At 72.1% G+C, this 26,710-nt stretch carries 21 protein-coding genes and 1 riboswitch; of the genes, 8 read left to right on the forward strand and 13 right to left on the reverse strand.

Features of this window, described 5'->3' with window-relative positions:
* Nucleotides 1-10: 10 nt before the first annotated feature.
* The 6 genes from KZ829_RS17600 to KZ829_RS17625 all read right to left on the reverse strand — a co-directional run bounded on the left by KZ829_RS17600 (nt 11) and on the right by KZ829_RS17625 (nt 8,862).
* The gene (locus KZ829_RS17600) at nt 11-436 is read right to left on the reverse strand and encodes a cobalamin biosynthesis protein (protein ID WP_220144969.1); all 426 of its coding nucleotides are present in this window, start codon (nt 434-436) and stop codon (nt 11-13) included.
* Nucleotides 433-1,782 carry a cobyrinic acid a,c-diamide synthase CobB gene (locus KZ829_RS17605; RefSeq protein ID WP_220144970.1) on the reverse strand — a complete coding sequence of 450 codons (1,350 nt, stop codon included), beginning with the start codon at nt 1,780-1,782 and terminating at the stop codon, nt 433-435. Before KZ829_RS17605 ends, KZ829_RS17600 begins: the two co-directional genes overlap by 4 nt.
* The gene (gene cobO, locus KZ829_RS17610) at nt 1,776-2,375 is read right to left on the reverse strand and encodes a cob(I)yrinic acid a,c-diamide adenosyltransferase (RefSeq protein ID WP_220144971.1); all 600 of its coding nucleotides are present in this window, start codon (nt 2,373-2,375) and stop codon (nt 1,776-1,778) included. The genes KZ829_RS17605 and cobO overlap by 7 nt, the downstream gene beginning before the upstream one ends.
* Before the next feature lie 464 nt (nt 2,376-2,839).
* The gene (locus tag KZ829_RS17615) at nt 2,840-5,377 is read right to left on the reverse strand and encodes a VWA domain-containing protein (RefSeq protein WP_220144972.1); all 2,538 of its coding nucleotides are present in this window, start codon (nt 5,375-5,377) and stop codon (nt 2,840-2,842) included.
* A gap of 55 nt (nt 5,378-5,432) precedes the next feature.
* Nucleotides 5,433-5,557: riboswitch (cobalamin riboswitch) on the reverse strand.
* A gap of 128 nt (nt 5,558-5,685) precedes the next feature.
* A complete protein-coding gene (locus KZ829_RS17620) occupies nt 5,686-7,254 on the reverse strand; it encodes a gluconokinase (RefSeq protein WP_220144973.1) in 1,569 nt (522 codons plus the stop codon).
* Between the two features lie 324 nt (nt 7,255-7,578).
* The gene (locus KZ829_RS17625) at nt 7,579-8,862 is read right to left on the reverse strand and encodes a citrate synthase (RefSeq protein ID WP_220144974.1); all 1,284 of its coding nucleotides are present in this window, start codon (nt 8,860-8,862) and stop codon (nt 7,579-7,581) included.
* 173 nt (nt 8,863-9,035) lie between these two features.
* Here KZ829_RS17625 and KZ829_RS17630 point away from each other — a divergent pair, with 173 nt between their 5' ends.
* Both KZ829_RS17630 and KZ829_RS17635 read left to right on the forward strand, forming a co-directional pair.
* The gene (locus tag KZ829_RS17630; protein WP_220144975.1) at nt 9,036-9,794 is read left to right on the forward strand and encodes a universal stress protein; all 759 of its coding nucleotides are present in this window, start codon (nt 9,036-9,038) and stop codon (nt 9,792-9,794) included.
* Between the two features lie 29 nt (nt 9,795-9,823).
* The gene (locus tag KZ829_RS17635) at nt 9,824-12,154 is read left to right on the forward strand and encodes a putative bifunctional diguanylate cyclase/phosphodiesterase (RefSeq protein ID WP_220144976.1); all 2,331 of its coding nucleotides are present in this window, start codon (nt 9,824-9,826) and stop codon (nt 12,152-12,154) included.
* A gap of 8 nt (nt 12,155-12,162) precedes the next feature.
* Here the strand turns inward: KZ829_RS17635 and KZ829_RS17640 are convergent, their stop codons facing one another.
* The gene (locus tag KZ829_RS17640) at nt 12,163-12,792 is read right to left on the reverse strand and encodes a hypothetical protein (protein WP_220144977.1); all 630 of its coding nucleotides are present in this window, start codon (nt 12,790-12,792) and stop codon (nt 12,163-12,165) included.
* Nucleotides 12,793-12,991: 199 nt separating this feature from the next.
* Between KZ829_RS17640 and KZ829_RS17645 the strand changes: the two genes are divergently transcribed.
* The 4 genes from KZ829_RS17645 to KZ829_RS17660 all read left to right on the forward strand — a co-directional run bounded on the left by KZ829_RS17645 (nt 12,992) and on the right by KZ829_RS17660 (nt 17,610).
* Nucleotides 12,992-13,774 (forward strand): exodeoxyribonuclease III, encoded by a 783-nt coding sequence (locus KZ829_RS17645; protein WP_220144978.1) that lies wholly within the window; start codon nt 12,992-12,994, stop codon nt 13,772-13,774.
* Nucleotides 13,775-13,783: 9 nt separating this feature from the next.
* Nucleotides 13,784-15,397, forward strand: coding sequence for a SpoIIE family protein phosphatase (locus tag KZ829_RS17650; RefSeq protein ID WP_220144979.1), 1,614 nt, complete (start codon nt 13,784-13,786; stop codon nt 15,395-15,397).
* A complete protein-coding gene (locus KZ829_RS17655; RefSeq protein WP_308285536.1) occupies nt 15,394-16,440 on the forward strand; it encodes a cobalamin B12-binding domain-containing protein in 1,047 nt (348 codons plus the stop codon). Before KZ829_RS17650 ends, KZ829_RS17655 begins: the two co-directional genes overlap by 4 nt.
* A 933-nt stretch (nt 16,441-17,373) precedes the next feature.
* The gene (locus KZ829_RS17660; protein ID WP_220144980.1) at nt 17,374-17,610 is read left to right on the forward strand and encodes a hypothetical protein; all 237 of its coding nucleotides are present in this window, start codon (nt 17,374-17,376) and stop codon (nt 17,608-17,610) included.
* A 204-nt stretch (nt 17,611-17,814) separates the two neighbouring features.
* Here the strand turns inward: KZ829_RS17660 and KZ829_RS17665 are convergent, their stop codons facing one another.
* The 3 genes from KZ829_RS17665 to hrpA all read right to left on the reverse strand — a co-directional run bounded on the left by KZ829_RS17665 (nt 17,815) and on the right by hrpA (nt 22,999).
* The gene (locus tag KZ829_RS17665; RefSeq protein ID WP_220144981.1) at nt 17,815-18,540 is read right to left on the reverse strand and encodes a LamG-like jellyroll fold domain-containing protein; all 726 of its coding nucleotides are present in this window, start codon (nt 18,538-18,540) and stop codon (nt 17,815-17,817) included.
* A 72-nt stretch (nt 18,541-18,612) separates the two neighbouring features.
* Complete coding sequence (locus KZ829_RS17670) at nt 18,613-19,002, reverse strand: DUF6401 family natural product biosynthesis protein (RefSeq protein ID WP_220144982.1); 390 nt, start codon at nt 19,000-19,002, stop codon at nt 18,613-18,615.
* A gap of 82 nt (nt 19,003-19,084) precedes the next feature.
* Nucleotides 19,085-22,999 (reverse strand): ATP-dependent RNA helicase HrpA, encoded by a 3,915-nt coding sequence (gene hrpA / locus KZ829_RS17675; RefSeq protein ID WP_220144983.1) that lies wholly within the window; start codon nt 22,997-22,999, stop codon nt 19,085-19,087.
* A 193-nt stretch (nt 23,000-23,192) separates the two neighbouring features.
* On the opposite strand from hrpA, the gene KZ829_RS17680 reads away from it, so the two are divergent.
* Nucleotides 23,193-23,570: a response regulator gene (locus KZ829_RS17680; RefSeq protein WP_204300645.1), complete on the forward strand. Its 378-nt coding sequence runs from the start codon at nt 23,193-23,195 to the stop codon at nt 23,568-23,570.
* Here KZ829_RS17680 and KZ829_RS17685 read toward each other — a convergent pair.
* Together KZ829_RS17685 and gsmA are read right to left on the reverse strand one after the other, a co-directional pair.
* Nucleotides 23,491-24,561: a CHASE domain-containing protein gene (locus KZ829_RS17685; protein WP_220144984.1), complete on the reverse strand. Its 1,071-nt coding sequence runs from the start codon at nt 24,559-24,561 to the stop codon at nt 23,491-23,493. The genes KZ829_RS17680 and KZ829_RS17685 overlap by 80 nt on opposite strands.
* 22 nt (nt 24,562-24,583) lie before the next feature.
* Nucleotides 24,584-25,441, reverse strand: a complete 858-nt coding sequence (gsmA, locus tag KZ829_RS17690) for a sporangiospore maturation cell wall hydrolase GsmA (RefSeq protein WP_220144985.1) — start codon at nt 25,439-25,441, stop codon at nt 24,584-24,586.
* 171 nt (nt 25,442-25,612) lie between these two features.
* Here gsmA and KZ829_RS17695 point away from each other — a divergent pair, with 171 nt between their 5' ends.
* Nucleotides 25,613-26,506, forward strand: a complete 894-nt coding sequence (locus KZ829_RS17695; RefSeq protein WP_220144986.1) for a phosphatase PAP2 family protein — start codon at nt 25,613-25,615, stop codon at nt 26,504-26,506.
* Nucleotides 26,507-26,562: 56 nt separating this feature from the next.
* Here KZ829_RS17695 and KZ829_RS17700 read toward each other — a convergent pair.
* On the reverse strand, nt 26,563-26,710 hold a 148-nt coding region (locus KZ829_RS17700), incomplete at its 5' end, for a sigma-70 family RNA polymerase sigma factor (RefSeq protein WP_220145022.1).

Here is a 26,710-nt window from a genome sequence, read left to right on the forward strand (position 1 = left end):
CAGCCGGCTCTCAGTGCTGTCTCACGGCCGTTGAAACAGCGCTGACAGCCAGCCGCGAAGATCCGGCCGGCCGGGCGACCGCGACCGTCACGCCGGAGCGCACCCGCTTCGGGACGATCAGGCGGCCGCCCGGACCGGCGGCCCGCAGGGCGGCGGCCTCGGCCACACTCGGCGTGCCGACCGCCGTCCCGACCGCGGCGCTGGGTGTGGGCACCGGCTGAGCGGCCAGCTCGGAAGCCGGGAACCCGGCCAGGCGCCACCCGGCAGCGGCCGCGAACTCCCGCGGACCGTCCTCGGCGGCCCGCCGGTCGAGCGTGGCCAGCACCGCGACCGGGCAGCACGCCAGCCCCTCACCGGCCAGGACGCCGCGGACCGCATCGGAGAGGTCTCCGGCGGTCACCCCGGCGCGTGCGCCGAACCCGACGACCAGCGTCACGAGGTCGCCGCGCGAACCAGCCGTTCCGCGATGCCGCGCTGCCCCGCCCAGTGCAGGTGCAGGTAGGAGGCGTGCACCGACGGCGTCGCGAACCCCTCCGGATCGGCGCCCCGCCACGCCCACGCCGCCTGCCCGGCCGGGGACAGCAGCAGCCCCGACCGCGGATGCGCCACGGTCCGGTGGAACTCGTGCCCGGTCACCCGGGTCCCGGCCACCGCGAGCGGGCTGTCGCCGAGCGCGACCGCGTCCCGGTAGCCGAGGGTCAGCGTCGGCGTCATCACCGCCTCGGCGTCGATGACCCCGCACATCGGCTCGCCGTCCAGGGTGCGGCACAGCCACAGCAGCCCGGCGCACTCGGCGGCGATCACCCCGCCCGCCGACGCGAACGACCGCACCGACTCCCGGAGCGGCTCGTTGGCGGACAGCGACGACGCGTACACCTCGGGGAACCCGCCGCCCACCACCAGTGCCCGCGTCCCCTCGGGCAGGGTCTTGTCGTGCAGCGGGTCCACGGTCACCACGTCGGCTCCGGCGCCGGCCAGCAATTCGCGCGTCTCGGCGTACGAGAAGGAGAAGGCCGGACCACCGGCGAGGGCGACCAGGGGACGGCCCGGAACCGGCGTCTCGCTGACCGGTGTCCATGCCCGGAAGGGCAGGGGTGGCGCCGAGCGGGCCACCGCCGCGACCGCCTCGAGATCGACGGACGTGGCGATCAGCGCGGCCAGCGCGTCGACCGAGGCCAGCGCTTCGGCGCGCCGTTCCGCCGCCGGGATCAGCCCGAGATGCCGGGAGGGCGCGGCCACCGCGTCGGCGCGGCGCAGCGCGCCCAGCACCGGCGTGCCCACCTCCTCGCAGGCGTCCCGGAGGATCCGCTCGTGCCGCTCCGAACCGACCCGGTTGAGGATCACGCCGGCCAGCCGCACCGTCCCGAAACTGCGGAAACCGTGCACCACGGCGGCGATCGACCGCCCCTGCGCGGCGGCGTCCACGACCATGATCACCGGCGCGTCGAGCAGCGCGGCCACCTGAGCGGTCGAGCCGGTGTCCCCCGCCCCGGTACGCCCGTCGTAGAGCCCCATCACCCCTTCGACGATCGCCAGCTCGGCGCCCTGCGCCCCGTGCGCGAACAGCGGCCCGACCAGATCCTCCCCGACCAGCACCGGATCGAGGTTGCGGCCGGGCCGCCCGGCGGCGAGCGCGTGATAGCCCGGGTCGATGTAGTCCGGCCCCACCTTGAACGGCGCCACCGGCACCCCGCGCCGCGCGAACGCCGCCAGCAGCCCGGTGGCCACGGTCGTCTTCCCGTGCCCCGACGCCGGCGCCGCGATGACCAGCCGGTCTACCATTCGATGCCCTGCTGTCCCTTACGCCCGGCGTCCATCGGGTGCTTCACCTTCGTCATCTCGGTGACCAGGTCGGCGGCCGCCACCAGGTCCGGGTGCGCGTCCCGCCCGGTGATCACCACATGCTGGGTGCCCGGCCGCTCCCGCAGCGTCGTGATCACGTCCTCGACGTCCACCCAGCCCCACTTCATCGGATAGGTGAACTCGTCCAGCACGTAGAACCGGAACGTCTCCGCGGCCAGGTCCCGCTTGATCTGCGCCCACCCTTCGGCGGCCTCGGCGGCGTGGTCCCGCTCGCTGCCCGCACGCTGGATCCAGGACCAGCCCTCACCCATCTTGTGCCAGGTCACGGGTGTCTGCCCGGCCGCGCCGAGCGCCTTGAGCGCGGCCTCCTCGCCGACCTTCCACTTCTCCGACTTGACGAACTGGAACACCCCGATCGGCCACCCCGCGCTCCAGGCCCGCAGCGCCATCCCGAACGCGGCCGTCGACTTCCCCTTGCCCGGCCCGGTGTGCACCGCGAACACCGCCTGCCGCCGCCGCTGCCGCGTCGTCAGCCCGTCGTCGGGCACGCTCGTCACTTTCCCTTGCGGCACGCGCTCCTCCTCGTCGTCAAGATCAACCCCATTCCCGGTACGGGGTGAGCGTCCAGCCCAACCCACACCGTCCCGCCGGCCGGGGCGAAGGTGGCCCGCCCGGCGCGCGCCCCTCACCCTCCCGCGAACCCCACCCTCACCCCAACGTTTGCCTCACCCCACCGCACAGCGCCCGAACCCGGCGGTCCCAGCTCATATGACGCCTCTGTCCTCATAGTGCGGCCCATTCGCGCCGGCAAGCACACACGTAACGTTCTCCGTGGTCGTCTGCCCGTGTCATAGCGGCAGGCCGGGCACACGGACGGCGCGACGTGAGCGCCCGCCGGGCATCCGCACCCTGAAAAAGCACCCACAACCCGCCGGACGCGACCGGCTGACCTCGATGCTGTCCCGGTCCGGCGGGCCGGCACCGACGGGCGGATGAGCGCGGCCCGCGGACACCGGTTCGAACCGCACCGAACCGCCTACGCGGCGCTGCGGTAGGCGCGGTCGGCCGGAGCCGAGGCGGTGCGGTCCGAGGCGGCGCGGTCGGCCGGAGCCGAGGCGGCGCGGTAGGCGCGGTCGGCCGGAGCCGACGCGGTGGCGGCGGCGCGGGCCGCCGGCTGGAGAACGGTGGTGGATTGAAGGTGTTCCAGCGGCATGAGATCGGCTCGGAGAACCGCCGCCAGCTTTCCGGCCAGGCCCAGCCGGACCGGGCCGGACTCGCAGTCGACCACCACGGTCGCCACACCGGCCAGCGCGGGCGCGAGCAGTGCGGGGTCGGGTCCGCTCGTGGCCCGGCCGTCGGTGACCACCACCAGCAGCGGACGCCGTCGCGGGTCGCGGCGGCGCTCGGTGGCGATGGTCGCGGCCGCGGCACGGAGCCCCGCCGCGAGCGGGGTACGGCCACCGGTCCGCAACGCGGCCAGCCGCATCACGCCGACCTCATGACTGGACGTCGGCGGCAGCACCACCTCGGCGTCCCGCCCCCGGAAAGTGATCATCCCGATCCGGTCCCGCCGCTGATAGGCGTCCCGCAACAGCGACAGCACCGCCGTCTTGACCAACGTCATCCGCTTCCGCGCGGCCATCGACCCGGACGCGTCCACCACGAAGAGCACCAGGTTCGCCTCGCGCCCCACATGCACCGATTCCCGCAGATCCCGCGGCGACACCCGGATCCCACCCCGCCGCTCCCGAGCAGGCTGATCCTCGGACCCCGCCCCCCGCACAAGCCGCTCCGGGGCCACCCGGTCCCGGTCCTGGGCCACCCGATCCTGAGCCACCCGGTCCTGAGCCACCCGGTCCTGAGCCACCGACTCCCCCACCAACCAATCCGGGGACAGTCGGTCCTGGGCCACTGACTCCCCCACCAACCGATCCGGGGACAGTCGGTCCTGGGCCACCGGCTCCTGAGACACCGGCTCCTGGGAGGGCTGGTCATGGGAGGTGCCGTTGCGGGTGACGGGGGTCGGGTGGGTAGGGGTAATGGTGTCGAGGGCAGCCCGGTCGAGGGAAGCCCGGTCGAGGGCAGCCCGGAGAGTGGCGAAGAGGTGAGGGACGCCGGAGAGCTTGCCCTGCGGGACGCGGCTGCCGACTACGCGGCCCCGACGGGCGAAGGCCGGGGAGCGGCGGCCGGCGTGACCGCCCTCGCCACGGGCGGTGATCCGGAGTGTGCGGGTGCGGAACGCCTGGCCGGCAGTGGCGGTCGCGCCCGCCTTCTCCGGTTGTGGCGCCCCGTCGTTGCTGGAGGGGGGCGTGCTCTCCTCCGTACCCCCGTGGGGTGATCCTGCTCCGGACGGCCCGCCGCCGTCGCGCGGGGTGTCGTTTCGGGGGCCTCCGCCGCCGGGGCCGCCGTCGTCCGGGTCCGGCTCGTCGTCGGGGTCGCCGCCGTTTCTACCGTCCTGGCCGGCCTGTTCGCGATCGGCCTGTTCGCGGTCGGCCTGTTCGCGGTCGGCGCGTTCCTGTTCGGCACGTTCCTGTTCTGCCTGGCGTTCGGCTTCGGCCAGGGCGTCCTCGAGCTTCTGCTCGTCGGTGCCGGGCGGGTCCAGCGGATCGGTACGGCGGCGGTGCGGAAGGGCCAGCCCGGCGGCGTCCCGGACGTCGTCGGCGGTGACCCGGTCGCGGCCGTGCCAGGCGGCCAGGGCCACGGCGCAGCGGGCGACCACGATGTCGGCGCGCATGCCGTCCACGCCGTAGGCGAGGCAGACCCGGGCGATCCGGTCGAGTTCGGCGTCGGGCAGCGTCACCGCCGGAAGGGCGGCGCGGGCGGCGGCGATGCGGGCCGCGTAGTCGCGTTCGGCGCCGGCGTAGCGCGCCGCGAAAACGTCCGGGTCGGCCTCGTAGGCGAGGCGGCGGCGCACCACCTCGGCGCGCTGGCGGGCGTCGCGGGGCGCGGCGACGTTCACGACCAGGCCGAACCGGTCGACCAACTGGGGCCGGGGCTCGCCCTCCTCCGGGTTCATGGTGCCGACCAACAGGAATCTCGCCGCGTGCTTGACCGACACCCCGTCCCGCTCGACGTGTGCCCGGCCCATCGCCGCCGCGTCCAGCAGCAGGTCCACCAGGTGGTCCGGCAGGAGGTTCACCTCGTCGACATAGAGGACACCCCGGTGCGCGGCGGCGAGCAGACCCGGCTCGTAGGCCTTCACCCCGTCGGTGAGCGCGCGCTGCAGGTCGAGCGTGCCGACCACCCGGTCCTCGGTGGCGCCGACCGGCAACTCGACGAGCGACGCGGGCCGGACCGTGGCGGCGGCGGCCGCCGGGGCGCCGGGGAGTGCGGGGTGGGGGCCGTCCGGGCAAGCCGGGTCCGGGGCGGCGGGAGCGCAGGCGAAACGGCAGCCGGGTACCACCGTGACCGGTGGCAGCAGGCCGGCCAGGGCGCGGACGACGGTGCTCTTCGCGGTGCCCTTCTCGCCTCGGACCAGGACCCCGCCGACCGCCGGGGACACCGAGGTCAGCAGCAGGGCCAGGCGCAGGTCGTCGAGGCCCACCACGGCCGAGAACGGGTACGGAGCAGTCACCAGGATCCCTTCCGGCGGGTGTCCACGCCCGCTCGTCGGTCGACGCGAGCGGCCGGAGTCTCCTGACTCCCGGATCGACGTTTCCCGCTCGCCTTCCGGCGTGGGCGCCGTGGCGTGTGGTCAGCGGGTCGCTCCCCGGTCACAGTGGCGGGACCGTCCCGGAATCGCACCGGGTTCCTCCGCAACCGCTCGCCGGTCACTCTTCCCGACCGGCCGGGCACCCGTCAACGCGGGATCCGTCACCCGCCGGCGCGGCTTCTCCGGGGGCGGTCTGCGCCGCACTGTCCGATCAGGTACGGCGGGGCGGCTCAACCGGTTACGGCCTTCTCGGTGGCGGGCAGGGGCTCGGGAGCCAGACGGTCGAGTTCGGCCACCACGTCCAGGACGGCCAGGGCGGAGCGTTCCACCAGGGGGCGCAGGCGGCGGTAGAGGGCGGCGTCCTCCGGGTCGGGGTGGGTGGCGTTCGCGGTGGGGACCAGGTCGGCGGCGCGGTCCAGATCGGGGAGTTCGCCGAGGGCGTGCCGGGCCAGAAGGCAGGCGCCCAGGGCGGTGCCCTCGGGGACGTCGGCGACCGTCACCGGGAGGTCGAAGGCGGAGGCCAGGACGGACACCCACAGGTGGGAGGCGGCGGCGCCGCCGGTGGCGCGGATCTCGGTGACCGGGCAACCTTCGGCGTCGAAGGAGTCGCGGACCAGGGCGAGCTGCTGGCACACGCCCTCCACGGCGGCGCGGACCAGGTGCGGGCGGGCGTGTTCGCGGCGCAGGCCCAGGTAGGCGCCGCGCATGCCGGGGCGCCACCAGGGGGCCCGTTCGCCCAGAAGGTAGGGCAGGCAGAGCAGGCCCTCGCTGCCGGCCCGGATCCCGGCGGCCTCGGCCAGCAGGGCGGCGTCCAGGTCGTCGGCGCCCTCCGCCTCGGCGGCCGGTTCGCCCGGGGCGCCGGCGGCGAGGCTCTGGGCGGCCCAGCGTACGACCGAGCCGGCGTTGTTGACCGCTCCGCCGATCACCCAGCGGTCCTCGGTGAGGGCGTAGCAGAACAGGCGGCCGGCGGCGTCGGCGGTGGGGCGGTCCACGACGGTACGGAGGGCGCCGCTCGTGCCGAGGGAGACCGCCGCGACGCCGGGCGGGGTGGCGCCGACGCCGAGGTTGGCGAGCGGGCCGTCGGCGGCGCCGATGATCAGCGGTACGTCCGGGGGCAGGCCCGCGGCGGTGGCCACCTCGGGAGACAACCGGAGGGCGTGCGTGGTGGGGACGACCTCGGCGAGCTGCCCGGGGCGCACGCCGGCGATCGCCAGGGCCTCGTCGTCCCACCGGCGGGAGTGGATGTCGTAGAGGCCGGTGCCGGAGGCGATCGACAGGTCCACCAGGAACGGGTCGTCGGCCAGCGCCGCGACGATCAGTTCCTTGACGCCGCCCCAGCGTGGGGTACCGCGCAGCGTGCCCGGGTCCTCCTCGGCCCACCAGGCCAGCTTCGTGAGCGGCGACATCGGGTGGACCGGGGTGCCGGTGCGGGCCTGGAGCCGCTTCGCCGGCCCGGCCGCGACGATCTTCTCGCACTGCCGGGCGGAGCGGCCGTCCGCCCACGTCACCACGGGGCCGAGGGGACGGCCGGCGGCGTCCATCGGCAGCAGCGCGTGCAGGAAGGAGCTGAGGCTGACCGCGATCACCCGGTCGCCGCGTTCGCGGCACTCGGCGGCCACGTCGGCGAGCGCCTCCATGGCGGCGCGGGTGAGCTGCCGGGGGTCGAGTTCGGCCCGGCCCGGCCCGGGCACCGACAGCGGGTAGTGGACGCTGGTGAGCGCCCGCACCTCGCCGCGGGGCCCGGCGGCGATCCCCTTGGTGGCGGTGGTTCCGGTGTCGATCCCGATCACGACGTCCATGCGTCCCCTCCCGAACGTGACGACCGACCCTCTCATGCCCACCCTCCCCTCATCCGGAACCCCGGCCCGCACCTACGGCGGTGCACTCAGCGTCCCCCGCAGAACGCCGCCGGTGTCGAGGCAAGTGATTCGCCGACGCAGCGGGGTGTGCTGCGGCGGGGAAACACCTGCCTCGACACCGGTTACAAGGCGTTTTGCCGCGGAGCGAAGCGGAGCCATCAGGCCCGGCATTAATCGATAACTGTCCACCCCGTACCAGAAATGGGTCTTCAAAAGCGAAACGCCCCGCCGGGAAGGGCGGGGCGTCGCGGGGTGGAGAAAAGGTCAGCGCTGGTCCATCGGCGTGAAGTCGCGGACCGGCGAGCCGGTGTAGATCTGCCGCGGGCGACCGATCTTGTTGGCCGGGTCGGTCATCATCTCGCGCCACTGCGCGATCCAGCCGGGAAGGCGGCCGATCGCGAACAGCACCGTGAACATGTCGGTGGGGAAGCCCATGGCCTTGTAGATGAGGCCGGTGTAGAAGTCGACGTTCGGGTACAGCTTGCGGGAGATGAAGTATTCGTCGGAGAGGGCGATCTCCTCGAGCTTGAAGGCGATCTCCAGCAGCGGGTCCGGCTTGTCCAGGGTGTTGAGCATCTCCTGGGCGGCCTTCTTGACGATGGCGGCGCGCGGGTCGTAGTTCTTGTAGACCCGGTGGCCGAAGCCCATGAGCTTGACGCCCTTTTCCTTGTTCTTCACCCGGGTGACGAACGAGGTGACGTCTCCGCCCTCCTTGCGGATCTGCTCGAGCATCTCGAGGACGGCCGCGTTGGCGCCGCCGTGCAGCGGGCCGGAGAGGGCGTTGATGCCGGCGGAGACGCTGGCGAACAGGTTGGCCTGCGCCGAGCCGACCAGGCGCACCGACGAGGTCGAGCAGTTCTGCTCGTGGTCGGCGTGCAGGATGAACAGCATGTCCAGGATCTTGGCGACCTTGGGGTCGACGTTGTACTGGACGGTCGGCAGGCCGAAGGTCAGGCGCAGGAAGTTCTCGACGTAGTCGAGCGAGTTGTCCGGGTACGGCAGCGGGTGCCCGATGGACTTCTTGTAGGTGTACGCCGCGATCGTCGGAAGTTTCGCCATCAGCCGGATTGCGGAGATATCGACCTGCTCCTCGTCGAGCGGGTCGAGCGCGTCCTGGTAGAAGGTCGACAGCGCCGTGACCGCGGACGACAGCACCGACATCGGGTGCGCGTTACGCGGGAAACTCGAGAAGAATGTCCGCATCTCCTCCTGGAGGAGGGTGTGCACGCGGATCTTGTCCGCGAAGTCCTGGAGCTGGGCCGCGGTCGGCAGCTCGCCGTTCATCAGCAGGTAGGAGACCTCAAGGAAGGTGCTCTTCTCCGCGAGTTGCTCGATCGGGTAGCCCCGGTAACGCAGAATGCCCTGGTCACCGTCGATGTAAGTGATCGCCGACTTGGTCGACGCGGTGTTCACGAAACCCTGATCGAGGGTTACGTAACCGGTCTCCTTCAGCAGAGCACTGACGTCGATGCCGCCCGGACCGTCGACGGCCTTCGTGACCGCCATCGACAACTGACCACCAGGGTGGTCGAGCTTGACATCCGTCATGTATTTCCCTCACTTCACCGGCAGATGTCCCAAAGATTTTGCCGTTCACCGTAAACCCTCAACCTGAATGGGTCATCAGGTGGCCGCCTGTTGAGGCATTGGTCACCAGTGCGTATGGGTCGTTGCGCCATAGACAATGGTCGGTATATTGCGACGCTGTTACGGGAGGGCCCATGCAGATCCCGGCCGAGGGACCCGTTGTCGTGGGGGCGGGCGGCACCGCGACCGACCCGGCCGCCGTGCGGTTCGCCGCGCGGGAGGCGGTCTCCCGCGGGCGAACGCTCACTGTCGTCCACGCCTTCACGTGGCCGGGACCCGGCGACTACGCGCTGGCCCGCCGGGCCGCCTCACGCATCGTTGAGGAGGCGGTCTCCATCGCCCAGCGTTCCACACCCGGGATCGCCGCGCGGGGCCATCTCGTGGATGGGCCACCTGAGCGTGTCCTGCTACGCCTGACCAGGTCTTCCACCCTGCTCGTCCTCGGCGGCGGCCTGGTCGAGGTGGTGCTGCGGGCGTGGTGCCCGGTGGCCGTGGCCCGCCGGCACCGCACGCCGTCCGGCCCGGTCCTGGCCGCCGTCGACGGGTCGCCGGTCTCCGCCGCGGTGCTGCGGTTCGCCGCCGAGCAGGCCCGGCGCCGGGGCGGCCGGGTGGACGTGGTGTACGCCGGCGAGCCCGCCGGCCGTCCGGTCCTCGACGGCGTCCGCCCCCGTCTGCTCTCCGGCGATCCGGCCGGCGCCCTGGTGCACGCCTCCCGCGACGCCGGCCTGATCGTGCTGGGGCCGCGGGGGCCGGGCACCCGCGGCCGGCTGGGCACGGTCGCGGCCGCGGTGCTGCGGCACGGCGGATGTCCGGCGGTCTTCGTGCACGGACCGGCAGGTTTCCGGAACCCCGGTAACCCGGTGCCCGAATTGCTACCGTTGGCCCACACATAGGTCTTCGGGCTGTACGGGAGGAATGCCCGGTGCAATCGGTGCTCCCGCCCGGAATCGCCCGACGGCTATGGCAGGTCATCGCCGTGGGCGGCGTCATCGCCACCGTGCTCTACGGGTTGTTCCCGTCATCGGCTGTCGGCACGATCGCGTTCATGCTGCTCGCGGTCATCGTCGTGATCGCCTGCTTCGCCGGGCCGCGCCGGTGGGGCGCCGAGCCGCCGGGTGCATGGCTGCTGATGGGCACGGCCGCGCTGCTGTTCATGATCGGCGTGATGATCCGCCCGACGGTCACCGAGATGCCGATGCCGTGGCCGCTGCTCGCGGACGTCGCCTCGTTCAGCGGGTATCTGCTGCTCGGCGCGTTCGTCCTGGTGCTGCTGAAGAAGCGGGGCAGCCTCGACCGGCACGCGGTGCTGGACGGGCTGATCGTCTGCCTGGCCGCCGGGGTGGCCACCACGCTGCTGCTGGCCCTGCCCGCGGCCCAGATCCCCGGCCGGGACCCGGTGCTGTCGGGCATCCAGGGCATGTACCCGATGTTCGACGTGCTGCTCCTGCTGTTGCTGGTGAACCTCACCTTCACGGCGAAGACCTGGCCGGTCAGCCTGATCGGGCTGATCGTCATGATGTCGATGATCTTCGCGGGCGACCTGGCCTACGCGATCGTCGGGGTGCAGGGCCACATCTACGCGTCGCCGCTGCTCAACGTGCCGTACATGATCGCGTACACCGGGCTCGGGGTGGCCGCGACGCACCCGTCAGTGGTGGAGATGAGCCGGGCCGCCAAGCTGCCCGCCCAGGCCTGGTCCTGGTCGCGGCTGTCGCTGCTGCTGCCCGCCCTGGCCGTCCCGTTCGCGCTGCTGCTGACCACCGGCACCCGGTCGGCCGCCAGCCGGGTGCTGATCGCGGTGACCGGCGCGATGATCGTCGCGCTGCTGCTGGTCCGGGCGATCTCCGCGGTCCGCGCCCAGGTGGCCGCCCAGTTGCGCTCCGAGCATCAGGCCGTCCACGACCCGCTGACCGGGCTGCCCAACCGGCAGTCCATGTCGGCCGAGATCGAACGCCTGCTCACCGTGGTGGATCCGGAGGGGCACGACCGGGTGTGGGTCTACATGCTCGACCTGGACGGCTTCAAGTGGGTCAACGACTCGTGGGGCCACGACACCGGCGACCAACTGGTGATCGACGTGGGCCGGCGGCTGCGGACCGGGGTTCCGCACGGCATCCCGGTGGCCCGGGTCGGCGGCGACGAGTTCCTGCTCCTGTTCATAGGCGAGAAGGGCGGGGCGCTGCGCCTGGTCGACGACATCCGCGGCTGCTTCGCCAAGCCGTTCCCGGTCCGCGACCACGATGTGGTGATCAGCGCGTCGATCGGCATCTCGCACGCCGCGGCCGACCCGGTCAACGCCGAGGTCACCGCCGAGGCCCTGATGCGCGACGCCGACACCGCCATGTACCGGGCCAAGGCCGAGGGCCCGGGACGGTCCATCATCTTCGACACCAGCATGCACACCCAGGTCCGGGAGCGCATCGAGCTGGAGGTGGCGCTGCGCCAGGCGCTCGCCGAGGAGCAGCTGCACGTGGCCTACCAGCCACTGGTCCGGTTGGAGACCGGGATCCCGGTGGGCGCCGAGGCGCTGGTCCGCTGGATGCATCCGGAACGCGGCCCGATCCCGCCGATGACCTTCATCTCGATCGCCGAGGACGCCGGCCTGATCAACGCGATCGGCACCTGGGTACGCAAGGAGGCCCTGCGCCAGCTCGGCGTGTGGCGCTCGGAGGGCACCGTCCACGACGACTTCTACCTGTCGATCAACGTCTCGCCGCGCCAGCTCAGCGACCCGGAACTGCCGCTGATCGTGTCCGGCGAGATGGTCCGGTACGGCGTCCCGCCGCACTGCGTGGCCCTGGAGATGACCGAGTCGGTGATGGTGGACGGTTCCAGCGTCACCTCGCGGGTCCTCTTCGAACTGCGCGAACTCGGCGTACGGCTACTGGTGGACGACTTCGGCACGGGGTTCTCGGCGCTCGGCTACCTGCGCAAGTTCCCGGTCACCGGGGTCAAGATCGACCGCTCGTTCGTGACCGGGCTCGGGGTCAACCACGAGGACGACGAGATCGTCCGCGCCGTGGTGGCGATGAGTCACGCGCTCGGCCTCAGCGTGATCGCCGAGGGGGTGGAGACGCCGTTGCAGCGGGAGGCCCTGTACGCGGTCGGCGTCGTCAACGGCCAGGGCTGGCTGTGGGGCGCCGCCGTGCCGGCCGCCGAGTTCGCCCAGCGCTGGCGGGACGTGGTGATGGGCGGCCCGGCCGTACCGGAGGTCGCGGCGGACCCGTCGGGCCGGCACCGCCGGCCCGACTGAGGCCGTCGTCAGATCCGGGCGGCCCGCCGCTCCTGCTGGCCGTCGAGCCGGTTCGGCACACCGCGCCGCTCCTCACGCCGGAACGGCATGTCGTCCTTCGGGAACTCGAACAGCCAGAACGACTGCGCGTCCAGCCGGGTCGGCTGGGCCCGGCCGCAGGACGCCGCCCGGCTCAGCACCAGGGAGATCATCCGGGGCAGCTGGTTGCGTTCCTCGTTCCACGAGCAGATGTCGAAGAAGACCTTGCCGTCCACCTCCTCGATCGGCGCGTACATCTGCCGTTGCAGGGCGACGAAAACGCCCCGGCCCCGCCGGCCCAGCGCGGAGCCGGCGAAGATGCAGTAGAAGAGCCGGCGCTGCTCGTACAACTCGGGCCAGTGGTACTGGAAGTAGTCCGCCGAGATCAGCGGGACCGACTCCAGGTCGTTCGTGATCGTGCCCATCCCGGCGATGCCGTCGTCGTCCAGCGCCACGTGCTTGGCGATCCGTTTGTCGCTCATCATCTCGTCGAACTCGTGGCGGTACATGAGGTGCCGGTTGACCGCGAGGATCCGCAGGTCGTTGAAACAGTTCGAATAGAAGTCCCAAGCCTCGTCCCGCATGTCGGCCGGTAGCTCGGGCATCACTTCCACGTGCATGGTGCCCCCTCTCGGTGTCAAACCTTCCAGGGACCCTGGTGCCGTGCGGCCAACTCGGGCATTATTCGCTGGCGGAATCCTGGTGTAAGCCACGTCACTGCCGATCGGAGGTCCGATGATCTGGCTGACCGTCCTGCTGGTGTCCCTCAGCGTCGGCCTGGCTGCCGCACTGATGGCCGCGACCAGGTAGAAAACGGGTATGCGCTTCGCCACCTGGAACGTCAACTCGGTCAAGGCCCGGCTGCCCCGCCTGCTCGACTGGCTGGAGAACACCGCCCCGGACGTCGTCTGCCTTCAGGAGACCAAGGTCGCCGCCTTCCCGGAGAAAGAGGTCGCCGAACTCGGGTACGAGACGGCCGCACACGGGCAGGGCCGCTGGAACGGTGTCGCCCTGCTGTCCCGGATCGGCCTCGACGACGTACGCCACGGCTTCGACGGCGAACCCGGCTATCCCGATCCGGAGGCGCGGGCGATCAGCGCCCGCTGCGGCGGCATCCGGTTCATGTCGGTGTACGTGCCGAACGGGCGCACACCGGAGGACCCGCACTACGACTACAAACTGCGATGGCTCGCCGCGCTGCGCGACGCCCTCGTGCCCGGCCTGGCCGAGGGTCCCGTGGTGGTGGCCGGCGACTACAACGTGGCGCCCACCGACGCCGACGTCTGGGACATCGCCGTCTTCGCCGCGTCCACCCACGTCACACCGCCCGAGCGGGCCGCCCTGGCGGCACTGCGCGACCTCGGCCTCACCGACGTGCCGGCCCGGCCGCTCAAGGGCGACCACCCGTTCACGTACTGGGACTATCGCGCCGGCATGTTCCACCAGAACAAGGGCATGCGCATCGACCTCGTCTACGCCACCGCGGACGTGACGGCCCGGGTCTCCGACGCGTACGTGGACCGCGAGGCCCGCAAGGGCAAAGGACCGTCCGACCACGCCCCGATCGTGGTCGACCTGAACGATGCCCCATCCAGCCCGTAGGCTGGGGACATGACAGTGGTCGCGCCGGCATCGGCCCTGCTCCAGGCCGCCTTCGAGGCCGCCGGCGAGGGGATGCTGCTGTGTGACACCGCCGGGCACACGGTGCTCCTGGCGAACGCCGCGGCCCGGCGCCTGCTGCCCGGCGCCCTCCCCGGCGAGCCGGTCACCGGCCCGTTCCCGGAGCCCGGCGCCGACTCGTTCCGATGCGAGTTCGAGGGCCGCTCGCTCTCCGGGACACGGCGTGACCTCGACGGCGAGCACTACGCCTGGTTCATCCGGGACGAGACCGAGCAGGCGCGGCACATCGCCCACAGCGAGTTCCTCGCCGAGGTGGGGTGGCGGCTGTCCACGTCGCTGCACGTGGGGCGCGTCATGCGTACCGTCGTGGAGCTGGCGGTCCAGCATCTCGCCGACACCGCGATGGTGGTCCTGCCGCCGCACCGGCACCGCAGCTCCTGGACCAGGCTGCTGCCCGAACGCGCCGTCGAGGAGGGCACGCTTCCCGAGCGGCTGCTCGACGGTGTGCCCGGCCTGATCGAGTCGCTCGGCGGCTTCCCGCCGATCCCCAGTCGCTGGCTGGACCCGGCACAGGCGCCCGGCTGGCTGCTCCCGGCCGAGCTGGGCCCGGTCGGGGCGATGCTGGTCACCCCGCTGCCCGGCAACGCCGAGCCGGCCGGGGCGCTGATCCTGGCCCGGCACGGTGCGACCGCCGTGTTCGGCGAGGAGGACGAGGCGCTCGCCCGGGTCTTCGCGGCCCGCGCCGGCATGGCGATCGCGGCCGCCACGCTCTACCACGAGCAGTCCGAGACGGCCGACATCCTCAAGGCCGACCTGCTCCCACCGGACCTTCCGGTGATCGACGGCTTCGAGCTGGCCGGATCGCACCACCTGCACATTGGCGGCGACTTCTACGACGTCTTCGGGCCCGCCGAGGACAGCACCGACACGGTGATCGCCCTCGGCGACGTCTGCGGCACCGGCCCGGAGGCGGCGGTCCTCACCGGCAAGGTGCGCCAGACCCTGAGCGCGCTGCGGCTGCTGCGGGCCGAGCCGGAGGCGATGCTGCGGGTGCTCAACGACGTGCTGCTGCTATCCGGGCGGCGGAGCCGGTTCGTGACCATGGTGGTCGGCTCGGTCCGCCGGGTGGAACACGGCCGGGTCCGGCTCGAACTGGCCACCGGCGGCCACCCCAGCCCACTGGTCCTGCGTTCCGAAGGCACGGTCGAGGAGGTCCCGGTCCAGGGCGCCCTGATCGGGGTGATGCCGCTGACCGACATCCGGCCGGCCACCGTCGAGCTGGGTCCCGGCGAGCTGTGCCTGCTCTACAGCGACGGCCTCACCGAGGCCCGCGGCGGTCCGGCCGGGCGCGAGCACTTCGGCGAGGACCGGCTGCACCGGGCGCTCGCCGGCTGCGCCGGCATGCCCGCCACCGCCGTCGTCGAGAAACTCAGCCAGGTCGTCTCCGACTGGCTGCACGGCGGCCAGTCCGACGACATCGCCATGCTGGCCGTCCGCGCCTCGGCGCGCACCGCGCTCAGCCTGCGCGGCGGCGGCGTCCCCGAGCAGTCGCCCTTCCTGATCGCCGCCCGGCGCGGCGACCGCCGGTCCCGGGCCCGGTCGTGACCGCGCCCGCCCGGCCGGCCCCGCCCATCGATTCCACGATCACGGATCGCTATCTGACCTTGGTGGCGGACAGTGACGAGGCCGGCGCCATCGAGCTGGTCGGCGCCCTGTACGGCAGGGGTGTGCCGGCCGAGCGGATCATCCTCGACCTGATCGGCGCCACCCAGCGCCGGGTCGGCGAGCTGTGGGCCGCCAACGAGTGGTCGGTGGCCCGCGAGCACGCCGCCACCGCGGTCAGCGAGCGCGCCCTCGCCACGGTCGCGGCCCACACCACCACGCGGGCGCCGCGGGGCCGCATCACCCTGGCCTGCGTCGACGGCGAATGGCACGCGATGCCCGCCCGGATGCTCGCCGAGCTGCTACGACTCGACGGCTGGCGGGTCGACTTCCTGGGCGCCAGCGTCCCCGGCCGGCACCTGATCACCCACCTGCACCAGACCGGGCCGGACGCGGTCGCGCTCAGCTGCATGATCCCCACCCGGCTGCCGCGCGCCCACGCCGCGATCACCGCCTGCCGCGCCACCGGTGTCCCGGTGATCGCCGGCGGGCGCGGCTTCGGCCCCGGCGGGCGCTACGCCGCCCGTCTGGGCGCGCACGCCTGGGCCGGTTCCGGCGAGGTGGCCGTCGCCCGTCTGGCCACCGACTGGCCGCCACGCAACGTGATCGGCCTCCCCGCGGTGGGAACCGACGGTCACCTCGGCGACGAGGAGTACACCCACCTCGTCCGCGGCCGCCCCGACTTGATCGCCACCGCGATGGAGCGCCTGGTCGCCACCTATCCGGCCGCCCACGAATACAGCATCGACCAGACCGAGTCGACCGTCGAGGACATCGGCCACATCGTCGACTTCTTGGCGGCCGCCCTCTACGTCGGCGAACCGGAGATCTTCACCGACTTCATCGTGTGGACCAGCGGCGTGCTGACCTCCCGCGGCGTGCCGGCCGTCGCGCTGCGCACCGGCCTCTGCCTGATCCACGACCAGCTCACCGACTTCCCGGCCGCCATCGCGATGCTCGACGCCGCGATGGTCCGGCTCCCTTGACGGTACGGACGTCGCCGTCCCCGGCGACCACACCTCCCGCCGGCTCACGCGAGCCGCCTGCCGGGTCCCGCCCGTGCCGCGACCGCCGGGCGGAGATCGGCACCCGGGCAGGCCGGACAAACCGGATACGTCCCCAAATGCCGCCGGTCACGGCAGACAACCGGCTCGCCGACCACCTTCGGTCACGCTGGGCGGCTGGTCACGGTCCTGCCGGCCAGGCGCCCGGGTTGCCCGCTCCCAGCCGTGACGCCGGTCGCCCGCGCCGGGTGCGCGCTCCCACCCGAGCCGGTGCCCGCGGCTCCCACCCGAGCCGGTGCCCCCGGCTCCCACCCGAGCCGGTGCCCGCGGCCCCCACCCGAGCCGGTGGGCGCACACGATAGCGGTGTCGCGGTGCCCCACGTGGCCGATAGCCGCGATGGCAGCGCACGTGACGTCTGCCGCGTGCGCCCACTAGGCCTTCCCCACCCCAACGTGTGCACCCACCCAGGTTGAAGCTCCGAACGTGTGCACCCATCCACGTTCAAGCTCTGATCACGCGCCCCCACCCGCCGGTGCGGTTGGGGGCGGCGTCGTCCGTACAGGTAAATGGGTGGCGAAGGCGATGGGGACGGGTTAGCGTGAGCGACATGCTGTGATGCCTTCCCGACCCGCCGCCTGACGCCCGCCGCACCGAGCCGGTGACGCGTGCAGGCCGCGTTTGTCGCCGTGCGCCGGAAACGGCCGGGGTGGGGGCGTCGCGCATTCTTCGCGGCATCATCATCACGTCACCGGGTTTCCGGCATGTCCGGTCGAGGGCCTCGTGTCCGCCGGGCTCTTCGCCGCTGATCAGGCCGCCGCGCTTCGGGTGCGGGCCTGTTCGTTCCGGCCATGCCCTCCGATGCGGAGGTGAGCGTGGCCCGTCCGGCTCCCCAGAGGAGCCGCAAGGAGGTCGTTTTGCCTGCCGAACCGTTTTCCGTGCACCCGAACCTCGACGAGATCGCCGAGCGGGACATCGCCGCGGCGCTGCGCCCGGCCACGCCGGGTGGGACCGCCGATCATCCGTCCGACCAGGCCGCGCATCATGGGGCGGGGGATTCCCGTCAGGCCTCAAGGGAGCGTTCCGGGCGGGCCCGCTCGGGCCGCGCGGGCCAGGCCTCAGGTGGGCGTTCCTACGCGTTCCGCCGCAGCTGAGCGGAGCGGACCAGACCGCAACTGAACCGCGCGGATCGGACCACACCTGAACCGCGCGAATCGGGCCGCAGCTGAACCACGCGAATCGGGCCGCAGCTGAACCGAGTGGATCGGGGAGCCGCGCTCGGGCGCACGCGGATCGAGTGGGCCCGGTGCCGGAGGAGATCCGGCACCGGGCCCGTCGTCGTTGGCCGGTGGAAAGTGTCAGCCGAGCTGGGCGTACACGTCGTCGATCTGACCGTGGTACATGTCGCCTTCGCCGGCGAGGTTCGGGCCGCCGATGCGCAGGGGCATGGAGTTCTCGACGGAGAGCGTGGACGGGATGGTGGTCTTGGGGCCGGCCTCGCCGTCGACCGAGACGCCCAGGGTGGTGCCGACGCGCTCGCAGACGACGCGGTGCCAGTTGCCGTCGGCGACCGGGTGGGCGGAACGCGCCACGAACGACTGGCGGGAACCGCGGGCGACCATCACGCACTGGGCGCGACCGGTCTTGCCGATCTGCATCTTCCACTGGCTCTCGCTGGTGGCCACGCCCTTCTGCATGACGTTGGCGTTGCCGCTGAGCTGCCCCGTCGTCAACCGTACGGTGGCCGCCCACCGGAAGTTGCGGGTGCCCGGGTCGAGGTCGGCGTCGTCGGGTGCCTCGAGCAGCGCCTTGGCGCAGGTGGCCGTGTTGGCGGCGCAGATACCCGGGAAGGAGGCGAAACGGCCTGTGCCCTGGCTCGTGATGGCTACCTGGCCGTTGTTGGCGCCGCGGATGGTGAGCTGACCGCCGCGGCCGGACAGGTCGTTGATCTTGCCGGCGTTGGCGCCGCCGTCGAAGTTGTAACGGGCGACGACCGCGGAGCCCGCGGGTTCGTCGGTAGCAAAGGCCGGAGCGCCGAACAGCGGCGCGAGGAGAACGGCAGAAAGAGCCGCGAACATCTTCATGAGATGAAAGATGGCCTAAAATCCGATTTGATGCCCAACGTCCTGGAAAAAGTAGATCGGATGGGGGTCCCCTCAGAGGAGTCCCTCAGTCTCGGCGATCATGCAGATCGCCACCACACGCAGCAGCGGGAAGCCGGTGGCCAGCCATTCGGCGGCGGTGACCGGGGCGAAGCCCGGCTCCGGCAACGGGCGGCCCATCCGGACGGCGCCGGCCGCGATCGACCGGGCGTACGCCGCCAGGCCCTCCGCGTCGGTGGCCCGGCCGGCGGCACGCAGCGCGTCACGGACCGCCGCGGCGTGCTGGTCGAGCCTGGCCAGCAGGGCGGGTTCGGCGAACGCGGCCGCCAGCCCGTCGACTCCGGCGCGGGCCATCATCTCGTCGAGGTAGACCCGGGCGGGGCGGTCGGCGGCGACGGCGGCGGCGATCGGAGCGGCGGCGAAGGCGAGGTTCTCGTTCGTCATGCCGAAGACGTTAGAGGTCCGTGAGCTGCGATGACACCGGGGTAACCGGTTAGCACCCCAAGCGCCACCGCGGGCCAACCGGCTAACCGGGCAGCGCGTCCATGGCCTTGTAGATGCGCTTGTCGGAGACCGGGTACGCCGTCCCGAGGGCCTGCGCGAAGTAGTTGATCCGCAGCTCCTCGATCATCCAGCGGATCTCCCGCAGCCCCTCCTCGGCCGGCCCACCGGGGGACATCGAGGCCCGCAGTTCGCGGTACTCCGACTCGATCTCGTGGATCTGGGTGGTGAGCTGCCGGTCGCGGGCCAGGCTGCCGCCGAGCCGGTCCAGCCGGTGCACGATGCCGCGCAGGTAGCGGGGCATCTGGTGCAGCTGGCGCCACCCGGTCTGGGTGACGAACCCGGGATGGACCAGGCCCTTGAGCTGCTGCCGGATGTCGGCCAGGGCGGGGAGCAACTGCGGGTCGCGCAGCTGTTTGAGGCGCTGGTCCACGTCGTACGACGTGGCGAGCACCGCCCGCACCTGGGTGACCAGGTTGGCGACCGCGTCGACCAGGTCCTGCCGGACGGTGTCGCGCAGCGAGGCGAACTCCACCGACGACCAGACCGGTCCCCCGGCCTCGGCGACGAGCCGGTCCACGGCCGCGCCGGCGCAGTCGTCGAGCAGGTCGGCGATCGACCGGTACGGGTTGGCCCGGCTCAGTTCCAGCTTGGCCCGGTTGTCCAGCCGCCCCTGGAGGAACCGCGCGGCGGGCGGCAGCGTGAGCAGCAGCAGCCGCCGGGTGCCGGCGACCATGGCGATCCGCTGCGACGCCTCGTCCTCGAACACCCGGACCGCCACGCTGTCGCCCTCGTCGACCAGCGCCGGCCAGACGTTGACCTCGTAGCCGCCGCGGACCTGGGCGACCCGCCGGGGCAGCACGCCGAAGTCGTTGGCGGTGATCCCGCGCCGTTCCAGGTTGCCGGCCGCCCGGGAGATGGTGGCCTGCACCTTGGGCGCCAGCTGGCGGCGCAGCACCTCCAGTTCACGGCCCTCGGCGACCGTCTCGCCGCTCTCGTTGACGATCCGGAAGTTCATCCGCAGGTGCCCGGGCACCTGGTCGGGGCGCCACGCGTCGCGCGGCACCACGGTGCCGGTGAGCCGCCGCAGCTCGGTGCCGATGGCGTCGGGCAGCGGGCCGCGCCGGACCGGCACCCGGTCGAGAACGGCCTCGGCCCAGTCCGGCACCGGGACGAAGGCGGTGCGCAGCTGCTTGGGCAGGGCCCGGATCAGCGCGATCACCACCTCCTTGCGGAAGCCCGGCACCGACCAGCCGAAGTCGTCCGCGTCGACCTTGTTGATCAGGTCGAGCGGCACCCGGACGGTGACGCCGTCAGCCGGTGAATTCGGCTCGAAGGAATAGGACAGCGGCAGTTTCACGCCACCGGACAGCCATGCGTCCGGGAACTGGTTGGGGTCGACCGTGTCGCGGCCCGTGTTGACCAGATCGTCGCGGGTGAAGGTGAGCAGATCGGGCGTCTCCACCCGCGCCTTCTTCCACCAGCCGTCGAAATGGCGGGCGGAGACGACTTCGGCGGGGATCCGGGCGTCATAGAGCGCGTACACCGTCTCGTCGTCGACCGCGATGTCCCGGCGGCGGGCGCGGTTCTCGATCTCGGTGATCTTCTCCAGCAGCCGGCGGTTCTCGGCGAAGAATTTGTGGTGGGTCTCCCAATCCCCCTCGACCAGCGCGTGCCGGATGAAAAGCTCCCGGGAGACGACCGGATCGACCCGGCCGTAGCCGACGCGGCGGCGCGGCACGATCGGCAGACCGTAGAGGGTCACCTTCTCGAAAGCCATCACCGCGCCCATCTTGCGGTCCCAGTGCGGCTCGCTGTAACTGTGTTTGACCAGGTGCGGAGCGAGCTTCTCGGCCCATTCCGGCTCGATCCGCGCGTTCACCCGGCCCCACAGCCGGCTGGTCTCCACCAATTCGGCGGACATCACCCAGCGGGGCTGCCGCTTGAACAGCGCGGAACCGGGAAAGATCGCGAACTTCGCGCCGCGGGCGCCGATGAACTCGCGTTTCTCCTGGTCCTTCATGCCGATGTGGCTGAGCAGACCCGCGAGCAGTGCGGTGTGCACCGGTGGAGACGCGACTCCCGCTTCCCAATCCTCTTTCAAAGACAGATCGAGCGTACGGGCGACCTGCTTCAGTTGCGCGTAGATGTCCTGCCACTCACGGACCCGCAGATAGTTCAGGAATTCGCTGCGGCAGAGCCGGCGGAACTGGTTGCCGGACAGTTCCTGCTGCTTCTCCCGCAGATAGCGCCACAGATTGAGATAGCTGAAGAAGTCCGATTCCTTGTCGGTGAACCGGGCGTGCCTCTCGTCGGCCTGCTGCTGTTTCTCGGCGGGCCGCTCGCGCGGGTCCTGGATCGACAGGGCAGCCGCGATCACCATGACCTCGGCCAGGCACTCCTGCCGGTCCGCCTCGATCACCATGCGGGCCAGCCGCGGGTCGACCGGGAGCTGGGCGAGCTGGCGCCCCATCGGGGTGAGCTTGCGGTCCTCCAGTGCGCCGAGTTCCTCGAGCAGCTTGATGCCGTCGGTGATGTTCCGCCGGTCCGGCGGGTCGATGAACGGGAACCGCTGGAGGTCGCCGAGCCCCAGGTTGGTCATCTGGAGGATGACGCTGGCCAGGTTGGTCCGCAGGATCTCCGGCTCGGTGAACTCCGGGCGCTGTTCGAAGTCCTCCTCCGAGTAGAGCCGGATGCAGATGCCGTCGGAGGTCCGCCCGCAGCGGCCCTTGCGCTGGTTGGCGCTGGCCTGCGAGACCGGCTCGATGGGCAGCCGCTGAACCTTGAGCCGGTGAGAATACCGGCTGATCCGGGCGGTGCCGGGGTCGATCACGTATCTGATGCCGGGCACCGTGAGCGAGGTCTCGGCGACGTTGGTGGCGAGCACCACCCGGCGCTGGCTGTGCCGTTCGAAGACCCGGTGCTGTTCGGCCGAGGAGAGCCGGCCGTAGAGCGGGATGACCTCGGTGCCGCGCAGCTCCTTCTTGTTCAGCGCGTCGGCGGTGTCCCGGATCTCCCGCTCGCCGGAGAGGAAGACCAGGATGTCGCCGTCGGTGGGAAGCTCGTCGACGGCGGCCGCGATGCCGTCGATCTGGTCGATCGGCTCCTCGCGGACCTCGTCGTCCTCGATCACCGTGGTGGTGACCAGCGGCCGGTAGCGCACCTCGACCGGGTAGGTCCGGCCGGACACCTCGATGATCGGGGCGGCTTTGCCGTCCGCGCCGGCGAAGTGTGCCGCGAACCGCTCGGTCTCGATCGTCGCCGAGGTGATGATCAGCTTGAGGTCGGGCCGCTTCGGCAGCAGCTCCCGGAGGTAGCCGAGGATGAAGTCGATGTTGAGGCTGCGCTCGTGGGCCTCGTCGATGATCAGCGTGTCGTACCGGTACAGCATCCGGTCGTTCTGGATCTCGGCCAGCAGGATGCCGTCGGTCATCACCTTGACCAGGGTGTCGTCGCTCACCTGGTCGGTGAACCGCACCTTGTAGCCGACCGTGGAGCCGAGCGGCCGGTCCAGCTCCTCGGCGATCCGCTCGGCCACGGTGCGGGCGGCGATCCGGCGCGGCTGGGTGTGGCCGATCTGGCCGCGGATGCCCCGGCCCAGCTCCAGGCAGATCTTCGGGATCTGGGTGGTCTTGCCGGAGCCGGTCTCACCGGCCACGATCACGACCTGGTGGTCCCGGATGGCGTCGGCGATGTCGTCCTTGCGGGCGCTGACCGGCAGCCCCTCGGGGTAGGTGATCCGGGGCACCGACGCGATCCGGCTCTCCAGGCGCAGCCTGGCCCGGTCCACCTCGGCCTCGATCTCGGCGAGGGCGGTGGCACGGACGGCGTCGTCACGGATGCGCCGGGTCCCGTCGAGGCGGCGCTGGAGCCGCCGCTGATCACGGGGCAACAACTCGGAGATCCGGCTACGCAGCGAGGAGACAGGCGTTATCGACATGGCGGAGCAAGGATAGGCGCAACCGGCCGGAAACGCCTGGTGATTAACGCCGCCCTGCCCGGCTCGTCACGAGCCGTTCGGCGAACGGGACGGCGGCGGTCACCCGTTCGGACCGGATGGGCGGGGCCGTTTCCCGGAGGCCGTCCGGATCGGTATCTCCGGGGACGGGGCTGGATCAGGAACGGGGCCGACGGTGATCGTAGTCGCTGAGGATCACGACGACATCCGGTACGTGGTGCAGCGTTCGCTGGAACGCGCCGGGCACCGCGTGGTGGCCGCGGCCGACGGTGCCACCGCCCTGGCGGCGGTCCGCGAGCACCGGCCGGACCTGGTGATCACCGATGTCGACATGCCGTACATGACCGGCCTGGAGCTGTGCCGGGCGATCCGGGCCGACGACGATCTGCGGCACATCCCGGTGGTGGTGGCCAGCGGCTCGCTGATGCCGGGCGATGGGCTGGCCGAGAACGCGGGCGCCTCCGCGACGCTGCTCAAGCCGTTCCTGCCGGCCCAGTTGCTGGCGCTCGTCGCACAGCTGCTGCCGTCACGGGTCGCCTCCGACGGGGCCTAGGGCCCGGCTCGGCGAACGGCGGCCGAGGGTAGGCCAGCCGGGCCAGCAGGCCGGTGAGGACCAGGCCGCCGGTCAGGACGGTCATCGGCAGGTACCAGCCGGTGCCGGCGAGCTGCCGGGAATCGCCGCGGGTCTCCAGGACCCATTGCCGGTCGCCGACCTCGAACGGATCGGAACGGCGCAGGTCCGGCTCGCCGGGGCCGGCCCAGCTCGCCACCGTGTCCCGGCCGCCGTCGCCGTCGACCGCGACGAGTTCGCCGGAGATGCCGGAGTCGCCCACGGCCCGCAGGACGTCCCGCAGGAAGGTGCCGCCGTGCAGGCCGGAGACCACCCAGCCGCGGAACTCCGGGGTGTTGGCGCGGGTCCAGACCGGCGCGGCGAACGCGAACGACGGCTGCCCGTCCGGGTCGTGGATCGGCACGTAGGGGTCCGAGACGGTGGTCCGGTGGGTGTCCCGGGCCAGCTCCAGCGCGGTGGACAGCGGCCCGGCGCCGGCCACGTCGGTTCCCGGGCGCGGACCGGCCTGCCCGGCGTCGCCGAGGGCGCGGCTCAGCACCCGGAAGTAGTGCACGTCGTTGCCCGGGTTCGGGCGCAGGACGAGACCGGACGCCCCGTGGTCGCGCCACCGCTGCTGGGCCGCCGCCACGTCGTCCTCGGGGACGCTCACGAGGAACGCCACGGGGGTGGCGCCGGCCGGCCCGGCGTCCGCCAGCGGGCCGGTCGCGACGTCGAAGTCCTCCCAGGTGAGGTGGCTGTCGGTGGCGATGCCGGCGGCGACGCTGTCGAGCAGGCCCCGAAACCGCTCGGTCTCGGCGCGGACGGCGGCCAGGGCCGTCCGGTGCCGCTGGTCCATCACCCGGCCGGCGATGTCACGCTGGGCCCCGTAGAGGGCGGCCGAGGACAGGACGGTGACGGTCAGCCCGGCCAGAAGCACGGAGACGGAGAGCAGCGGGCTGGTGACCCGCCGCGCTCCGTCCCCACGTTTCCCCATGTGAAAAAGGGTATGCCCGGCACTACTTCCAGGTGTCGTACTGGTACAAATCGTGTTTTTTCATGATGTTGGTGACCTTGGCGGTGTAGTTCGGGTCGGTGGCGTACCCGGCCTTCCGTACCGCCTCGATGAACTTGTTCGCGTTCTTCGTGTGGGCGAACGCCGGGGCGTACCGCTTGTTGTTCTTCAGGAAGTGGCCGTGGTCGCGGAACGAGCGGGCCATCGAGGCGTACGTCCGGAACGCGTCCGACGTCTCGAAGCACTTCCCGGCCTTGTCGCACTCGGTCGTCCTGTAGACGTGGCATCCGGTGGCGTGGGGCCCGTAGGAGCCGCCCTGGCACTTGATGCCGAAGTAGTTGCGGTCCACCGACGACAGGCCGCTACGGCCCCAGCCGGATTCCAGGATGGCCTGGGCGATGGTGACCGACGCCGGCACGCCGTACTCCCGCCAGCCCTGCTGCGCGCCCGGCACCGCCGCGGCGATGAACTGCGCGGGCGTCAGCGCCGGGGCCGGGGTGGGCTTCGGCGCGGGGGCGGGCGCCGCGCTCTTGCAGACCGGGATCTTTCCGGAGGTGCGCACGTAGGCGTGCGACACGTACCGGCCGTCGGCGAGCCGGTCCCACAGGGTGGTGGTCCGGACCTTGCCGCGCACACTCTGACCGGTGATCGAGCAGGTCACGTTGATCCGCTGTCCGTCGCGCAGCGTGCCGGCTACCTTGGCCGTCAGCGACGGCTTGGCGCGCACCTTCAGCTTGCTGTTCACATCGATGGTCGCCCGGACACCGGCCGCGTGCGCCGCGCCGGGCGCGATCACGGTTCCGGCCCCGGCGGCGAGCACCAGCAGAACACCGGTGAGCAGTCGTCGGGTGGTGTGGCCCATGAATGAGATCCCCTTCGTCACCGGCAACGTCGGTTTCGAAGGTGAGGCGTGGCCGTTGCGCCGGACGGCCACGATCGGGTGCCGTCACGTTGCGGTCGGCGGAATCCGGTGCTTGGAAACCGGCGGTACGGGGAAAGGGCGTTGGCGCATCGCCAGTCCTGGAGGTTCCCGATGACAGCTGTCGCGCCCCGCCCGGTTCCCGCCGCCACCACGGGCCGCACCCTGCACCACACCCTCACCCCGCTGCTGGTCGCGGTGGCCGCCGCGGTCGGCGCGGTGGGCGTACACCGGCTGTTCGTGGGCACCGGGCTGGGGCAGGCGGTGGACACCGCGGCCCTGCTGGGCGGCGACTTCCACCATCCACGGGTCGGTGACGTGCTCACCCGTACGCTCGACGCCACCCGCCTCGCGGTGCTGGCCGTGGTCTGCCTGGCCGCCGCGGCCTTCGGCGTGCTGCGCCGCCGCCTCGACCTGGTCCTCGCCTCCGCCTTCCTGGTGATCACCGCCAACCTGGCCACCCAGCAGTTCAAGGCCCATCTGGACCGGCCGCTCCTGGACGGCTTCCCGGCGCCCAACTCGTTCCCGAGCGGGCACGCCACGGCCGCCGCGTCGGCGGCGTTCGTGCTGGTGCTGGTCTTCCCCCGGGCGCTGCGCGGCACGGTCGGTCTGCTCGGCGCCGGCTACGTCGCGGTGGTCTCGGTGGCCACCGTGTGGGCCGAGTGGCACCGGCCCAGCGACGTGCTCGCGGCCCTGCTCATCGTGCTGGCCTGCGGCTCGGTCGCGGTCTTCGGGGTGCGGCTGCGCCGGTCCGGGCCGACCCGGCGGCCGCACCTGCCGAACCGGCTGGTCATGGCGATCCTCACGGTGACCGCCGCCCTCACCGCCACCGCCGCGGTGGTCGGCCTGCTGTCCGTGGCCCTGTCCGAACGCGCCCTCCCGGACCTGGTCTCGGGTCGCTACGCGTTCCTCACCGGCGTGGCCGCCATCGTGGCCGCCACCGCCGCCACGTTCATCGTCTGGGTCCGGCTCACCTCCGTCGAGCCCGCCCAGGAAGCCACCCGCTGAGGGAGGCGCCGGCATGCCGACGGCGCCCGGCGAGCCGGGCGCCGCGACCGGGACCGTCAGGCCTCGGCCAACTGCCGGCGCAGCTTGGTGAGCGCCTTGGTCAGCAGGCGGGAGACGTGCATCTGGGAGATGCCGATCTGGTCGGCGATCTGGGATTGGGTGAGGTTGCCGTAGAAGCGGAGGGTGAGGATCTTCTGTTCGCGT

The organism is Actinoplanes hulinensis, assembly GCF_019429605.1.
GTDB lineage: Bacteria > Actinomycetota > Actinomycetes > Mycobacteriales > Micromonosporaceae > Actinoplanes > Actinoplanes campanulatus.

What these genes read in the sequence shown, in the direction of transcription:
- KZ829_RS17605 (WP_220144970.1), bottom strand. Translation starts at nt 1,782, where the DNA reads ATGGTAGACCGGCTGGTCATCGCGGCGCCGGCGTCGGGGCACGGGAAG.
- KZ829_RS17620 (WP_220144973.1), bottom strand. Translation starts at nt 7,254, where the DNA reads ATGGACGTCGTGATCGGGATCGACACCGGAACCACCGCCACCAAGGGG.
- KZ829_RS17625 (WP_220144974.1), bottom strand. Translation starts at nt 8,862, where the DNA reads ATGACGGATGTCAAGCTCGACCACCCTGGTGGTCAGTTGTCGATGGCG.
- KZ829_RS17630 (WP_220144975.1), top strand. Translation starts at nt 9,036, where the DNA reads ATGCAGATCCCGGCCGAGGGACCCGTTGTCGTGGGGGCGGGCGGCACC.
- KZ829_RS17640 (WP_220144977.1), bottom strand. Translation starts at nt 12,792, where the DNA reads ATGCACGTGGAAGTGATGCCCGAGCTACCGGCCGACATGCGGGACGAG.
- KZ829_RS17645 (WP_220144978.1), top strand. Translation starts at nt 12,992, where the DNA reads ATGCGCTTCGCCACCTGGAACGTCAACTCGGTCAAGGCCCGGCTGCCC.
- KZ829_RS17650 (WP_220144979.1), top strand. Translation starts at nt 13,784, where the DNA reads ATGACAGTGGTCGCGCCGGCATCGGCCCTGCTCCAGGCCGCCTTCGAG.
- KZ829_RS17665 (WP_220144981.1), bottom strand. Translation starts at nt 18,540, where the DNA reads ATGAAGATGTTCGCGGCTCTTTCTGCCGTTCTCCTCGCGCCGCTGTTC.
- KZ829_RS17670 (WP_220144982.1), bottom strand. Translation starts at nt 19,002, where the DNA reads ATGACGAACGAGAACCTCGCCTTCGCCGCCGCTCCGATCGCCGCCGCC.
- hrpA (WP_220144983.1), bottom strand. Translation starts at nt 22,999, where the DNA reads ATGTCGATAACGCCTGTCTCCTCGCTGCGTAGCCGGATCTCCGAGTTG.
- KZ829_RS17685 (WP_220144984.1), bottom strand. Translation starts at nt 24,561, where the DNA reads ATGGGGAAACGTGGGGACGGAGCGCGGCGGGTCACCAGCCCGCTGCTC.
- gsmA (WP_220144985.1), bottom strand. Translation starts at nt 25,441, where the DNA reads ATGGGCCACACCACCCGACGACTGCTCACCGGTGTTCTGCTGGTGCTC.
- KZ829_RS17695 (WP_220144986.1), top strand. Translation starts at nt 25,613, where the DNA reads ATGACAGCTGTCGCGCCCCGCCCGGTTCCCGCCGCCACCACGGGCCGC.